Here is a 14,145-nt window from a genome sequence, read left to right as displayed (position 1 = left end):
TTCTTATGGTTTTCGAATAACGAGTTCAAAAACCTTTATTGGTGGAGCTGGGGGGATTTGAACCCCCGTCCGAAAAGCCTCGACCGTCGGTACTACATGTTTAGTATTGTCATTTAATTAACCTTTAAGTCCCGGACAAACACGGTAAATAAAGGCGAGGCCGCTTAGTTTTAGCGCTTCAACCCCGGCCAGGGTTTCCGTCGCGATCAGGTGTTAGGGTGACACTCCAAAATCCAGTCCACAAGAATACATGGAAGGAGCGCTAGCCAGCCTAAGCTGCTAGAGAGTAGTTATCGTCGTTTGCGATTACTTTAGGTTGCGGCTGTTTAACGAGGCAAACCGCACCTCGACATGCACCTTGGGCTTCTTGAATTCCGTCGAATCCTAATCAGCCCCTGAATTAGTAACTCAATTCAGAGCGTGCAAACAGTATAACTGAGTAAAGTACTGATACTCAAGGCCTAGTAACGCTTTATTTTAATTGCATGTGCCAATCGCGCATTAAGTAACCAAAATTTAGTTTGTGCAAGCCTATATAAACATTTACTTAACAATGTGTTTAACCTGTGTTCAAATGAGGAGTTAAGGTTTTTGCTATTTCTAAACCTTTAGTTGTAAAAAATAAAAATAATAACAGGCATAGAGTAGGGAATTAATAAATGTCGGTTTTTTCATTTGATAAAAGTACAGGGTTTGTCTCTTTAGAAAGTCACCCTATTGATAGTGGTTTTCCTGTTACAAGTACTCAGCTAACGCAAATGCTAGAGCAATCTGAGTTTAGTGAGTACGAAGCTGTCATTGCCAATATTGGAAAGCTTTTTGCGCCAACTAAAAATTATCAGGAAGTATCGCTTGTCGTTGCTAGAGCTGTAGGTGCGTCGCTTATCATTAATATTGATGAAAAAAACATGGTCGCAGAAGCAACATTAACTACCGCTAAAGGTGGCGCACTTTTGTCTATGGAAGGCGCGCAAAAAGCACTTGCTGATGCAGGTGTTAAAAAAGGAATAAGTCCTCGTGCGCTTGATACCTTTTTGGGCCAGCAGTTTGAGCAACCAGCAGGAAGCTCTTACAGTGCCATAATTGCACATGGGCGCAATCCAAAAGAAGGCAGCGATGCCAAATTTGTACGTTTATGCTCAACAGCTCAAGACCGAGTACTTAGCCCACAAGCTAAAGAAGGCGGTAAGGTTGATATGAAAAACCTTGGCGCTATTATCACCGTAAAACCTGGCACTCCCTTAATGCAGCGTATTGCAGCTACACCTGGAGAAGAAGGCTATACGGTATTTGGCGATTCAATTAGTGCAAAACCAGGTAAAGATCACCAACTCCAGCCTTTCGAAGGTACAAAAGTAGATCCTAATAATCCTAATATGCTTATTGCCGACTGCAAAGGTGTGCCCGTTGCCCTACCACGTGGTATGCGTGTAGATGACGTTTTATGCTTTGATAACGTAGATGTAAGTACAGGCCATGTTGATTTTGATGGTAGCGTAATTATTACTGGTGATATTAAAGACGGCATGCGTGTAAAAGCCAACGGTGATATTACGGTACTTGGTTTTGTAGAATCAGGAACTGTTGAAAGTAAAAGTGCGGTAACCATAATGCTTGGCGCAATTGGCCGAAAACGTGAAGGCGAGGAAGCATTTACGTGCTGTATAACCGCTCAGCGAACTATTTCGATTGGTTATGCCCAGTACTGCAACATTAAAACCGAACAAGATTTATTTATTGAACGCCAAGCTCTGCATTGTGATTTAAGTGCTAGGCGATTAATACGTGTAGGCAAAGCAAATAATCCGCGAGGTAAAATTATTGGCGGTAATATTTTAGATGCTATGCGTATTGAAACAGGTGAATTAGGCGCGCCAGCCGGTACTAAAACGCGTGTGTTTTTAGCGCAGCTTTGGTTTGAGCTTCGTCAAAAGCAAGCTCAAATAACCGATTTTGAAAAAGTACTTGCAACCAAAGTAGCGGCTTTACAACAAGCTCGTGAAAAAGCGAGTAAAATTGCGGGGGCTGCTCAGCGTCAGCAATTTATGAATAAAATAACTGAAAATGAACAACATATAAAAATACGCTCTGCCCATATTCATCGTCAAAAACTACTTATTAAGCAAAAAATAGTGCAATTACTTGCCAGTAGTCGTTTAACAGTAAACGAGCTAATGCACCCTGGTGTGGAGCTTAAAATAGCGAAAGATTCTAAACAATTTTCGCGTATTTACCCGCCCCATTTAGTTAAGCTAACTGAGGGTAAAATTACTCAGACGTTTTAGCGTCTTCGTCATTTTTTGTTTCAGTTTCAACTTCGGCACCAGTTTCGGCGTCAGCGTCGCAATCGTCGGTTGGGGCTAATGGCCAACCACCTAATTGCTGCCAGCGGTTTACTATTAAGCAATAAAGCTCAGCTGTACGTTCTGTGTCGTAAAGCGCTGAGTGCGCTTGGCTGTTATCAAACTCGATACCAGCCGCTCTACATGCTTTTGCTAATACAGTTTGCCCTAACGCTAAACCCGCTAAAGATGTTGTATCGAAGCTTACGAAGGGATGAAATGGCGTACGCTTAATGTTATTACGCTCTATTGCTGCATTTAAAAAGCCATGATCGAATGCGGCATTATGCGCCACAATAACTGAGCGTTGACACCCAGCGGCCTTTTGAGCTTTACGTACTACTTTACATATTTCTTTAATTACTTCATCTTCAGGTACTGCGCCACGTAATGGTGAAAATGGGTCTATACCATTAAAGTCGATAGCGGCTTGTTCTATATTAGCGCCTTCGAATGGCTGAACATGAAAATGAACAGTATGATCTATGCTGAGCAATCCTTCGTCATCCATTTTTAAAACAGAGGCTGCTATTTCTAGTAAGGCATCTGTTTCTTTGTTAAAACCTGCAGTTTCAACATCAATAACAACAGGAAAAAATCCACGAAAGCGTTTTGCGAAAGGTGTTTGCTCAATATTTGCCATAGTTTTCTTTGTTTATACGTGTAAGCTGACTATTATGTCAAAATTGATGCCCCCTAGGCTAGGGGATTTAAGTATTTATTGCTTTAAAATTGTAGGCACATAACTTGCTTTAACTTATAAGTTAGTTACGTAGAGAACAAACTAATCATTGCAGTCATAAATTTGCCAAATTATTGGCATTCCCGGATAGCTGGAGAGCACCATGAAGTATAAGTTGTTATTTATTAGCCTTAGTATAAGTGCAGTGCTTTGTGGTACTCACTCGCAAGCTGCTATGCGCCAATACACAGCAACCCAAGACAACTCCAACTGGGAAGTCGTTAAAACAACGCGCTTACAATGCCAATTAAATCATGAGGTTCCTTATTACGGCGAAGCTATTTTTAAAGCTTCAGCAAGTAAAAATAAAAACTTAACGTTTAATTTAGATATGGTTGTACGCCCAGATAACTACGCAATTGCAGGCTTAAAAGCAGTGCCACCAACATGGCGCGCAGGATTGCCTGCACGCGATATTGCAAACATGAAATTACTTAAAAAGTTTGATGGCGAGCTAGGCAATAAAACCGCATGGGAAATGCTTACCGAGCTTGAAAAAGGCTACTACCCTACTTTTTATTATCAAGACTGGCAAAACAGTGCCGATAAAATTGCCGTTGGTATATCGAGCGTAAACTTTAAACAAGCTTACTGGGCTTTTTTACAATGCCGTGATGAGCTACTCCCTTACAGCTTTGAAGATATTTCGTTTACTGTAATGAACTATCAATCTAACAGCAGTAAATTAACTAAATCCTCGCAACAACGTCTTGATAAGATTGCTGAGTATTTAAAAAATGATGCAAGCATAGAGTCCATTAGTATTGACTCATACACCGATAGTTATGGCGGGCGCTGGAATAACTTAGATTTATCGCGCAAGCGCGCCAAAACTATAAAAGATTATATGGTGAGCTTAGGTGTTGATGAAGGCAAAGTACAAACAACCGGTTTCGGTGAAAAACGCTTTGTTGATAATAACGATAACATTTTAAGCCGAGACAAAAACCGTCGTTTAATTATTCAAATAGAAAAGATGTAGTAAAGCTAATTTTCGCTTACTTTCTTTCGCTTTAAAACTTATCACTAAATTGAAAAAATGTAGTAAAGCTAATTTATGTTTACTTTTTTTCGCTTTAAAAACTTATCACCAAATTGAAAAAAGCCCAGACTAATTAAAATAATAACCGCACCAATTATTAACTCTTGGCTTAGTGACTCATTGTTTAGCCAAGCTCCCAAACCTAGCGCAAAGCTAGGAGTTATAAGAGTAGTAAGTGATACCGTACTCGCATTAAGGTTTTGCAGTACATGAAAATACGCCAAAGCCCCTACTAAAGATCCAAATATTCCTAGATAACCAATAGCCCACAATGATTTTGCACTCCAGTTTTGTATATGCAATTCACCGTCTAATAACCACCACGCAATAAAAAAGAGTGGGGTTACAAAAACCAATGCGCCAAATGTTGTGGCCATTGGATGAATCGCAATTTTTACGCGCTTGATCATCACACCACTTAAACTAAAAAAGCAGACCGCCATAAACACATAAAGTAACCCGAGCCCTTGAGTTTGCGAGTTTTGTACTTGGTTATAACTAACAAAATATAAGCCAATTAAGGCGCACGCTAACGCAACTAATTTAATCGGGCTAAATTTAGGCTCATTTAATAGCTGTTGAGCAAGCAATCCCGACAAAATAGGTGCAAGGCCAAACATAAGAGAAATAATACCTGAAGGCACTGTTTTAGCTGCCATATAGCTTAGTAGCATGCCACCAAAAATACCTATACTCGAATAAAAATAAAGTAAGCATGCATTTTTGCTCCAAGGCACTCTAATATTTGTAATGGCAACAATTAAGCCGCCTAACAATAGCCCCACCAGCATTCGCATTAACACTGCAAGTGTTGGCGATACAGTGTCACTACTCCACACAATACCCAGTGGTGTAGTAGACCATATAAGAACCATGAAAAAATACGATACTTTAACTGGCACGTGACATCCCTACGCTTTATATGAATGAATAAAACAAAGAATAAATTATACGCTCACTACCGTGTTTTAGTACTTTTTAAACACTAAAGTCCTTAATAAATACAGTTGTAAATTGTAAGTTACATTTTAATACTGCTCTTTTATTACAAAACTATTTGAGATTTGAGCAACTAGTTATATGGTGCATCAATATTAATAATAATTAAGGTAATTAAGTGCTTAAAAATAAAACAACGGGAAGCATGTTAATTGTTGCAGGCACCACTATTGGTGCGGGTATGTTGGCATTGCCAATTGCATCTGCCGGGCTTGGGTTTAGTACTGCACTTGCATTAATAATAGCTAGCTGGTTACTAATGACCTACACCGCACTACTCATGTTAGAGCTACACCAATATGCACCACGCGATGCAACATTAAATACATTGGCTAAATTATGGCTTGGAAAGCGCGGACAATATATTGCGAATTTTTCGATGATTTTTTTATTTTATGCTTTATGCGCCGCCTATATTGCAGGTGGTGGTGCACAACTTCAAGCGCGTATAAATATAGGCTTTGATGTAGATATAGCCCCACAGTTTGGCTCTGTGATCCTCGCTGTTATTATTGCAAGTGTTGTAACACTAGGCACTAGCAAGGTAGATAAACTAAATAGAGTGTTATTTACAATAAAAATTATTGTATTAGCTAGTTTGTTTTACATGCTTACCCCTTATGTGCAAGGTAAGCACTTATTAGAGATGCCTGTAGAGCAAGGATTAATCCTTTCAGCTATACCGGTTATATTTACTTCGTTTGGTTTTCATGGCTCTATCCCTTCTATTGTTAAATATGTTGGTGTAGAAATAAAAGTACTGCGCAAAGTAATGATTGCTGGAGCCGCCCTGCCTTTAGTCATTTATATTTTTTGGCAACTACTTAGCCAAGGTATTATGAGCCAAGCTGATTTACTCAACAGCCAAGGTCTTAATGGATTTGTATCTAGCGTGGCAAGTATTGCGCATAACCCAAGTGTGGCAACGGCCGTTAAGTTATTTGCTGATTTAGCACTTGCGACATCATTTTTAGGGGTGAGTTTAGGGTTATTCGATTTTTTTGCTGATGCATTTAAAAAGGGTGACAATAAAACAGATCGAATTAAAACGGCCTTAATTACGTTTATTCCGCCACTTGGCTTTGCATTATTTTATCCTCAAGGCTTTATTATGGCCTTAGGTTACGCTGCTATAGCACTTGTCGTCCTTGCAATATTTTTGCCTGTAGCAATGGTTTATAAACAGCGTACAACATCAAATAAAACAGGCTACCAAGTTAAAAGCGGGAATGTTGGGCTTGGTATAGCAGCTATATGTGGCATAACTATTATTGCTGCGCAGTTTATGCAAATGGCGGGGCTTATTCCTGCTATCGGTTAAAGGTTGCTGCTTTTTGTTTAAATTTAGATAATAAAAAACCGCACATCATTACTAATGATGTGCGGTTTTTTTATTAACTGCGTTTATTTACAAACGTCAGCTACAGCATTTGAAAAGTATTCAATATTTGAATGACTAACACCTGCAACATTTACGCGGCTAGAGCCAACAATGTAAATGCCGTATTCTTTTTGTAGGCGAGCAATTTGCTCTTTATTAATACCTAAGAAAGAAAACATACCGTTTTGACGTTCAATAAATGAGAAGTCTTGCGCAATATCTTTCGTTGCTAAGCTTTCTTTAATTAAGCTACGTAAGCCATTTATACGACTACGCATTTCATCAAGCTCAGAGTGCCACAATTGTGTAAGCTCAGTACTGCTTAAAATAGTATTAACAATATCGGCACCATGCGCTGGCGGCATTGAGTAAATACTACGCACAACGCTCAGCATTACAGAATTTGAAATATCAGCTGCTGCGCTGTCTTTTGCAATTAGTGAACATGCACCAATACGCTCGCGGTATAAGCCAAAGTTTTTAGAACATGAAGAACAAATAATTAGCTCTTCTACTGCATCAGCTAAAATACGTAAGCCGCGTGCATCTTCTTCAAGTGAAGCGCCAAAGCCTTGGTATGCAATATCAACAAGTGGTGTAAAGCCAACTTCTTTTGCAAGTTCAGCAACCGTGTTCCACTGTGTTTCGCTTAAATCCATACCGCTTGGATTATGACAACATGCATGCAGTAAAACCACATCGCCTTTAGGCACTTGTTTAAGTGTGTTGATCATTTCATCAAACAATAAATCTTTATTTTCGTAATCGTAATATGGGTATTCTTTTACTGTTAAGCCTGCAGCTTCAAACAAGCTAATGTGGTTAGCCCATGTTGGGTTAGTTACCCAAACAGTCGCGTCTGTATTACAACGCTTAATAAATTCAGCTGCAACACGAAGTGCACCTGTACCACCTGGCGCTTGCGCAGTACGTACGCGATTTGCTAGCAATGCTTGATGTTCGCCTAGTAATAACTGCTCCATTTTTTGGCAGTAATCTAAATTACCCGCTAAACCAATGTAAGATTTGCTCATTTCGTTTTCAAGACGAAACGCTTCAGCTTTTTTAACCGCTTTAAGAACCGGTGTATTGCCTTGCTCATCTTTGTAGACACCTACACCTAAATCAATTTTATTAGGGTTTGTATCTTGTTTATAGGCCGCCATAAGGCCAAGAATAGGATCTGTTGGTAATGGTTTTAATACTGAGAACATTGGCTATCTCTTATCGTTATTTAGGGGTTAGCTGTTAAGCTAAGCTTAACATAAAAGCACATCATATTGACTAGCGTTATTTACACTAGAAAGTGAGGAATTTTAATACAACATGCAATTAAAACAGCAAGCGTCTTTTCATCAAAAAAATCATTTTTAAAGGCTTCTGCATCGATAATACCAACACATTCATTTTTTGCGTTGAATAAAGGTAAGCAAGTTTCTGACTTAACTTTAGGATCGCATGTGTAGTATTCACCGCCTTGTGATAAATACGCTTCAACGTTATTAATAATTCGGCCCTTGTGAGATAGCGCAACTTGTACGTTATTACTCCCTGCTGCAAATGCTTGCGTTAAAGGAAACAACGGGCGACTAGGCGCACCATGATAAGCTAATTTTAACAGTTGCTTACCTTCACTTGTATTAGTTGATTGATAAATACCATACCAATCAACGCCTGTTTGCTGTTCGATGTAGCTTACAATACTTTGTAAATTAGCTAACTTAAGTTGTGTTTGCTCATCACCTTTAAGATAGTCAGTTAATTTGAATGGCTCATCTTGTAAGTAACCAAATAAACTACACGCTCCGCCCTCGCCAAGCTCTGGTATTTGATACTCCCAACGCACATCAGGTAAAGTTGAGTTTGTAAGATGCAGCTCAAGCTTTTCAAGCTCTGTTGCAATCAAAGTAGGATTAGCACTTAATTGTGCTTGTTTTAGGTAAGAAGAAATCATTTGGCCATCCATACATCTAAAGTTTCGAGGATAATAGCATGGATATTTTTACAGAGCTAGCTCAACTTGTAGCACATTTCAACTTGATTACCACTGGAGTTATAAGTAACTTTTTCGGCTATTTCTTCTAATAAAGACACGCCTCTGCCAAATTCATTATTAACTTTTGACAACTCATCTTGCTTACTACTAAACCCTCGGCCTGAATCACAAATAATAAAATATAAACTGAGTGTGTCGGGGCAATAGCGCATATCAATAATAATCATAGCATCAGTAAGTTTAGCCAGAGCTGCTTCTCTTAATTCGTAATATCGAAAAAAACCGTCTTCTTGTTTTTTAATTTCTGAGTCTAGCCCTAGTACACCATGATCAAGCGCATTATTATAAGCCTCAGATAGCAGTAAAAATATATTAGAACGATGAGCATTTAACCCCTCAACACTGCTTAAAATATTAACAACGTCGTAAACGGGGTCTGTTTTTTTTATTTGTTCTGAGTTTAAACTCAAAGATAAATTAAAAGCTAAAGTAGAAAATGCTTCTCGCTCTTGCTCCTCAGGAATTAAAGGCAGGCAGTTTAGTAAAACAATACTTAAATCGTCTTGTTGTTTAGTACCATCTGCAAACTCAGTAACGTTAGCCACTATATCTTCACTACTAATCATCGACTTACTTTTTAAGGTTTGTAAAAAACGCTCTTCCCCAAAAAATATATCTTCTTTGTTTGCTGTTTCTATAATTCCGTCGGTCGCTAATACAAGGCGGGTATTACTATTTGTTTCAAAATGAATAACTTCATATTCAAATTCTTGTTCATCTAAAATCCCCAGCGCCATATGCTGTGATTCTAATGTTTGTTTTACATTACCGTCTTTATCTATTAGGTAGGCATCGGGTAAGCCGCCCATCCATGCTGAAACACTTTTACCTGATGCACTAAGCTCTATAATGGTTGCAGCACAAAACATATGCCCAGGTAGGAGGTTGTACAGTAGTGTATTTAGCTCACAGGCAATATCGTTAACCGCCATGCCCTTTTGTACCATAGTGTAAAACACACGAGAAACCGGTAATGCGCCAATTGCTGCTGCTAGGCCGTGGCCAGTAAAGTCCCCCAGCATGCAATACAAATTACCTATCGGGCTTTGGGCTACTAAAAACATATCGCCATTAAACATAGAGGCAGGTGATAAATTAAAGTCGAGATACTCTTTAAATTTACCTTGGTTTTCTAGTGAATTATTAAATATATGTTCAATTATTTCGTGTTCACGTTCAATTTGATTATGATGATATTCAAGTAATTTTTTTTGTTGATTGGCTTTTTTACTCAACTCTCTGGTGCGACTGTGTGCCTTAATTTTTGCGTGCAGAATAACTTTTTCAAATGGTTTATGAATAAAGTCATCGCCACCTACTGCAAGGCAGCGCTCAAAGCTTGCTTGATCTTCTAAAGAGGTAATAAAAATTATCGGTAGATAGACTTCGCTATACAGCTGCTTTATTTTTTCAGCGGCCTCAAAACCATCCATTACTGGCATTAAAACATCGAGTAGAACAACGTCTATTTGCTCTCTTTTAAGTACATTAAGTGCATCTAGCCCGTTATAAGCCACAGATATTTTATAACCCTCTTGCTCAAGCATTTTACTTAATAAAATACGATTGAGCGCCTGGTCGTCAACAATCAACACATGTATCATTAGCTAATATCAAACTTTTTATCAAAACGTGAAATTTGTAGTATTTTTCTAAGCTGAGGTTGGCAATTGCTTATTTCGATGGTTTTCACTTGGCTATCAATGGTTTTTTTCATGTTAAGTAACATGCCAAGTGCTGAACTATCCATGTAGTCAGTCTCTCTTAAATCAACAATAACCTTTACTGTTTTTTCGCTCATTTGAGCATAAGCTTGGCGAAAGGATTGCACTAAATTAAAGTCAAATTTACCTTTAATTTGTATTGTTAATGTAGTGCCATCGACTGATTCATTCTTAGTTAAACTCATAGTAAACTCCAATAATATTTCCTTTAAACTAAATATAACCTGTTAAAAGTATTTAGCAAAAAGAAAAACACACAACTTCAAATTTGCTATCATTTACGTCAGTATTTAATTCATTTTCATCCATAAAGGCAAGATATGAGTGATAGTCACTTAGTATATTCAACAAGTACTGGTCGCATTGACCAGCCAAAACCAGAAAAAGAGTTAGACGCTAAGATTTTTAAAGATGGTTTTATTCGTATTGAACGCCAAACAAAAGGTCGTAAAGGCAAAGGCGTAATGCTCGTTGTGGGCATTGATCCAAAAGATCACGATTTAAAAAAGTTAGCTAAAACTATAAAAAGCAAAATGGGCCAAGGTGGCGCAGTAAAAGAAGGCATTATAGAAGTACAAGGCGATGACCGAGACAAACTAAAAGCTATTTTAGAAGCGTTAAAATTTAAAGTTAAAATTGCGGGTGGTTAACCCGCAATTTTATTAACTGCTTACTTCGCTATTTGAAAGCTCACTTAACCTTTCATACAGTTTTGGTAAGTCGTGTTCAGCAATTGGCTTACTAAAGTAATAGCCTTGTACAATGAAGCAATTATTATTTTGTAAAAATTGCATTTGTTCTATTGTCTCAACCCCTTCAGCGACCACATCGAGCTTTAACTTTTGCGCCATGGCAATAATAGCGGCAGTAATTTCCATATCATTTGTATCATCGGGGATATCTTTGACAAATGAACGGTCAATTTTCAATATATCGACCGGGAATCGTTTTAGGTAACTAAGTGACGAGTAGCCTGTACCAAAGTCATCAATCGAAATTGATATACCTAATGCTTTAAGTTCGTGAAGTTGAGTAATAGCAGCTTCTACATTCCCCATTAGCATACTCTCGGTCAGCTCTAAATGAAGTCGTTTAGCCGAAACACCCGACCTAATTATCATTTTGCTCAGCGTTGAAACTAAGTTTGAGTCTTTAAACTGGCGAGCTGATAAGTTTATCGATATATTATTTTCTAGACCTTGCTTTGTTAATCTTACGGCAAAATCACAAGACTCTTGAAGCACCCATTCGCCTAATTCAACTATAAGGCCTGTTGCCTCTGCAATAGGGATAAACTTATCTGGAGGTATTGCGCCTTCAGTTGGGTGGAACCATCTTAATAACGCTTCGTAGCCAACGACCTGATGAGTACGACTGTCGACTTGAGGTTGGTAGTAAACTACAAACTGCTTTTCTTTGAGCCCTATACGCAGCTCATTTTCAATAAATAAACGCTCATTTGCGGCGGCGTTCAATTCTTGGCTATAAAAATGGAATGTATTACGCCCTTTTGCTTTAGCTTCATACATTGCTAAATCGGCATGTTTGAGTAACTGATCTTCCTCTAGGCTATCGTATGGAGCCATAGTTATACCAATACTAGCGCTCACTATAACTTCATTACTACCTAGCTTTATCGGTACATTTAGCGTTTTTTGAATGGTGTTAGCAACCTCTGTCGCATGCTCTTGGCTTTCTATACCACTAAGCAATACTGCAAATTCATCACCACCTAAGCGCGCTATGGTGTCCTCGGCTCGTAAACGTTTTTTAAGTCTGTTTGCCACTTCAATTAATAATTGATCGCCAGCATCGTGGCCTAATGTATCGTTAATACGTTTAAATTCGTCTAAATCAAAGTAAAACAATGCAAATGCATAATGTCCGCGTTCCGCCAATGCCATTGATTTTCGCAATTGCATTCTAAAGAACGTTCTGTTGGCAAGGCCTGTTAGGGTATCAAAGTATGCCAGTTGCTCCATTTTACGTTGGCTTTCTTTTACAAACGAAATATCTTGTGCTGATGCTACATAACTGGTTATTTCACCGCCCTCTTCACGAATTGGCGAAACACTTAAAGACACCCAAATTGGTTCTTTATTTAAGCCAGCAATTAACGTGTCGCCTCGCCAGTAATTACGGCTTCGTAAATCTATGTCTATATCTTCAACTAAAATAGACATCTCTGAGGCAATAATATTAAGTAATGGCGCTCGGTTAAAATGACTTTCTGGGTAACCTGTCATTTCGAGCATTTTGGGGTTTACGTACTCAATAATAAAGTTTTCATCGGTGATCACAACACCGGTACCCGAGAACGCGACCGCTTTAGATAAACGATTTGCTGCTTTTTCAGCAATTTCTTTTTCTGTAATTCTTTGGTTTAAGCCATCAATAAGTTTACGGATTTCTACCGTCATGTCTCTAAATGAGCCATTAAGGGTACCAATCTCGTCTTTATTTTCTGGTGGAAACTCTGTGGTTAATTGACCTTTACCAAAGCTTGTTACTGCATAAACTAAAGTATGTAAACGGCGAAGTACTAGTTGATAAAGCGCCTGATGCAGCAATAAGGCAACTAATATTGCGTATAAAATAAAGAGTCCAAAAAACTTCAGTTTTAAATCTTGTAACGCAGATAACGTAGATGAACGTTTTTTATAAACCCCTACATACCAATCTAAATCATCAATCTTACGAATATTAATAATATGAGCTTCATCATTTTGTTCAAATGAATTTGCATATTCAGGTAACTTAACCGTAATTACATCGTCAATAATCGACTGCAGTTCTGAGTTTACAAATTCGTTAGTGGCAAGCGCTTTATTATCACTCCCATAGTCAGCTAACAAAGCTGGGTTTAGACTCGGATGCGCTAACAATTGCCCTTTGCTATCAAACACAAGTAGGTGTTTTTCTTTATCACCAACAGGTAAAAACGAAATAAGTTTATTGAGAGAAATATCGCTCCCCGTCACACCTAAAAACTCGTTATCAACATAAACAGGCACAAGTAAGCTTATAACCCACTTGCGCCATACTGTATCGTAATAAACTTTTGACCATGCAGGCTCTCGCTCTGACCTTAATGTACTTTTAATAGATTTATAAGTTGACCCATTCGTTACTCTAAAGCCAGCAGGTGCATTTAATGCCCAATTTGGTGGAGAAACCCGAATAAAATCATTATCAGTTATTAAATAAAAATTAAAAAAGTCATGTACCAGAGTCGGAGAAATTATACGCCACAACATTTCAGAATCATTAAACAGGCGTTTGTAAAAAGGAGAGTAATTTTGCTGTGGTAAAAATGCGGCAGATAATCCGTCGGCAGAGGCACTTCGAATTGTGCCGTCGCTATTAAACTGTAACTGTGATTTATTGTTTAAATTAATTGGTGAATTGGATTGAAAAAGCTGCTCTGTCACTACGTTATTAGCTTGCTGGGCAATATTTATTTTTGTTTTAATACGCTCATTAAATTGTTTTACTAATAAATCTGTCGAGCTTTTTAATATCTCGTGTTCTTCAAATACAAGTTGTTTCTCTTCAGATTTAAGCATTAAGGCAGCCGCACATACCCCTGCTATTAAACAAATAGCAGATATAAGCAGTGAAAGTTTTACACTTAAAGAATTTAATCCAAAACGCGATGGAGGGCGTCTGTAAACCACGGGTCAACCTTAATTATTAATAATTGTTATTATTTGAACCAGTTAACGAAATATATCAGATCTGACTTCATATATATAAATTATTTGTTAAATATCACTAAAAACTAGGGGCTGTTGATCTTTGTAGTACATATATTAATCAGCCCACATTGGTAGCCACATCATAGTGAATGCTAAAGCGA

Annotated in this window: 11 protein-coding genes and 1 other RNA gene; 4 read left to right on the top strand and 8 right to left on the bottom strand. The window is 38.1% G+C overall.

What is annotated here, in order from left to right:
- Positions 1 to 39: 39 nt before the first annotated feature.
- Positions 40 to 396: a transfer-messenger RNA gene (ssrA, locus tag I6F53_RS11625) on the bottom strand.
- 263 nt (positions 397 to 659) lie between these two features.
- On the opposite strand from ssrA, the gene I6F53_RS11620 reads away from it, so the two are divergent.
- Positions 660 to 2,285, top strand: a complete 1,626-nt coding sequence (locus I6F53_RS11620) for a DUF342 domain-containing protein (RefSeq protein WP_197239657.1) — start codon at positions 660 to 662, stop codon at positions 2,283 to 2,285.
- Here the strand turns inward: I6F53_RS11620 and rnt are convergent.
- Complete coding sequence (rnt, locus tag I6F53_RS11615; protein WP_197178233.1) at positions 2,269 to 2,985, bottom strand: ribonuclease T; 717 nt, start codon at positions 2,983 to 2,985, stop codon at positions 2,269 to 2,271. The two genes, I6F53_RS11620 and rnt, sit on opposite strands and share 17 nt — an antisense overlap.
- A gap of 202 nt (positions 2,986 to 3,187) precedes the next feature.
- Here rnt and I6F53_RS11610 point away from each other — a divergent pair, with 202 nt between their 5' ends.
- A complete protein-coding gene (locus I6F53_RS11610) occupies positions 3,188 to 4,066 on the top strand; it encodes a flagellar protein MotY (protein ID WP_197178234.1) in 879 nt (292 codons plus the stop codon).
- Between the two features lie 68 nt (positions 4,067 to 4,134).
- On the opposite strand, the gene I6F53_RS11605 is transcribed toward I6F53_RS11610, so the two are convergent.
- On the bottom strand, positions 4,135 to 5,028 hold the full coding sequence (locus tag I6F53_RS11605; protein ID WP_197178235.1) for a DMT family transporter: 894 nt from the start codon (positions 5,026 to 5,028) through the stop codon (positions 4,135 to 4,137).
- A 215-nt stretch (positions 5,029 to 5,243) separates the two neighbouring features.
- Between I6F53_RS11605 and I6F53_RS11600 the strand changes: the two genes are divergently transcribed.
- The gene (locus tag I6F53_RS11600) at positions 5,244 to 6,446 is read left to right on the top strand and encodes an aromatic amino acid transport family protein (RefSeq protein WP_197178236.1); all 1,203 of its coding nucleotides are present in this window, start codon (positions 5,244 to 5,246) and stop codon (positions 6,444 to 6,446) included.
- Between the two features lie 83 nt (positions 6,447 to 6,529).
- On the opposite strand, the gene I6F53_RS11595 is transcribed toward I6F53_RS11600, so the two are convergent.
- The 4 genes from I6F53_RS11595 to I6F53_RS11580 all read right to left on the bottom strand — a co-directional run bounded on the left by I6F53_RS11595 (position 6,530) and on the right by I6F53_RS11580 (position 10,471).
- Positions 6,530 to 7,720: an amino acid aminotransferase gene (locus I6F53_RS11595; RefSeq protein WP_197176738.1), complete on the bottom strand. Its 1,191-nt coding sequence runs from the start codon at positions 7,718 to 7,720 to the stop codon at positions 6,530 to 6,532.
- A gap of 80 nt (positions 7,721 to 7,800) precedes the next feature.
- On the bottom strand, positions 7,801 to 8,460 hold the full coding sequence (locus I6F53_RS11590; protein WP_197178237.1) for a GAF domain-containing protein: 660 nt from the start codon (positions 8,458 to 8,460) through the stop codon (positions 7,801 to 7,803).
- A gap of 56 nt (positions 8,461 to 8,516) precedes the next feature.
- The gene (locus I6F53_RS11585; protein WP_197239655.1) at positions 8,517 to 10,166 is read right to left on the bottom strand and encodes a SpoIIE family protein phosphatase; all 1,650 of its coding nucleotides are present in this window, start codon (positions 10,164 to 10,166) and stop codon (positions 8,517 to 8,519) included.
- Entirely contained in the window at positions 10,166 to 10,471 is a 306-nt protein-coding gene (locus tag I6F53_RS11580) for an STAS domain-containing protein (RefSeq protein WP_197239654.1), read from the bottom strand. The genes I6F53_RS11585 and I6F53_RS11580 overlap by 1 nt, the downstream gene beginning before the upstream one ends.
- Positions 10,472 to 10,606: 135 nt before the next feature.
- Here I6F53_RS11580 and I6F53_RS11575 point away from each other — a divergent pair, with 135 nt between their 5' ends.
- Positions 10,607 to 10,936: a stress response translation initiation inhibitor YciH gene (locus I6F53_RS11575; protein ID WP_166419216.1), complete on the top strand. Its 330-nt coding sequence runs from the start codon at positions 10,607 to 10,609 to the stop codon at positions 10,934 to 10,936.
- Between the two features lie 12 nt (positions 10,937 to 10,948).
- Here the strand turns inward: I6F53_RS11575 and I6F53_RS11570 are convergent, their stop codons facing one another.
- Positions 10,949 to 13,963: a bifunctional diguanylate cyclase/phosphodiesterase gene (locus I6F53_RS11570; RefSeq protein ID WP_197239653.1), complete on the bottom strand. Its 3,015-nt coding sequence runs from the start codon at positions 13,961 to 13,963 to the stop codon at positions 10,949 to 10,951.
- Between the last annotated feature and the right edge of the window lie 182 nt (positions 13,964 to 14,145).

The organism is Pseudoalteromonas sp. SWN29, from assembly GCF_015864465.1.
Lineage (GTDB): Bacteria > Pseudomonadota > Gammaproteobacteria > Enterobacterales > Alteromonadaceae > Pseudoalteromonas.
This window is presented reverse-complemented; position numbering and strand designations above follow the sequence as displayed.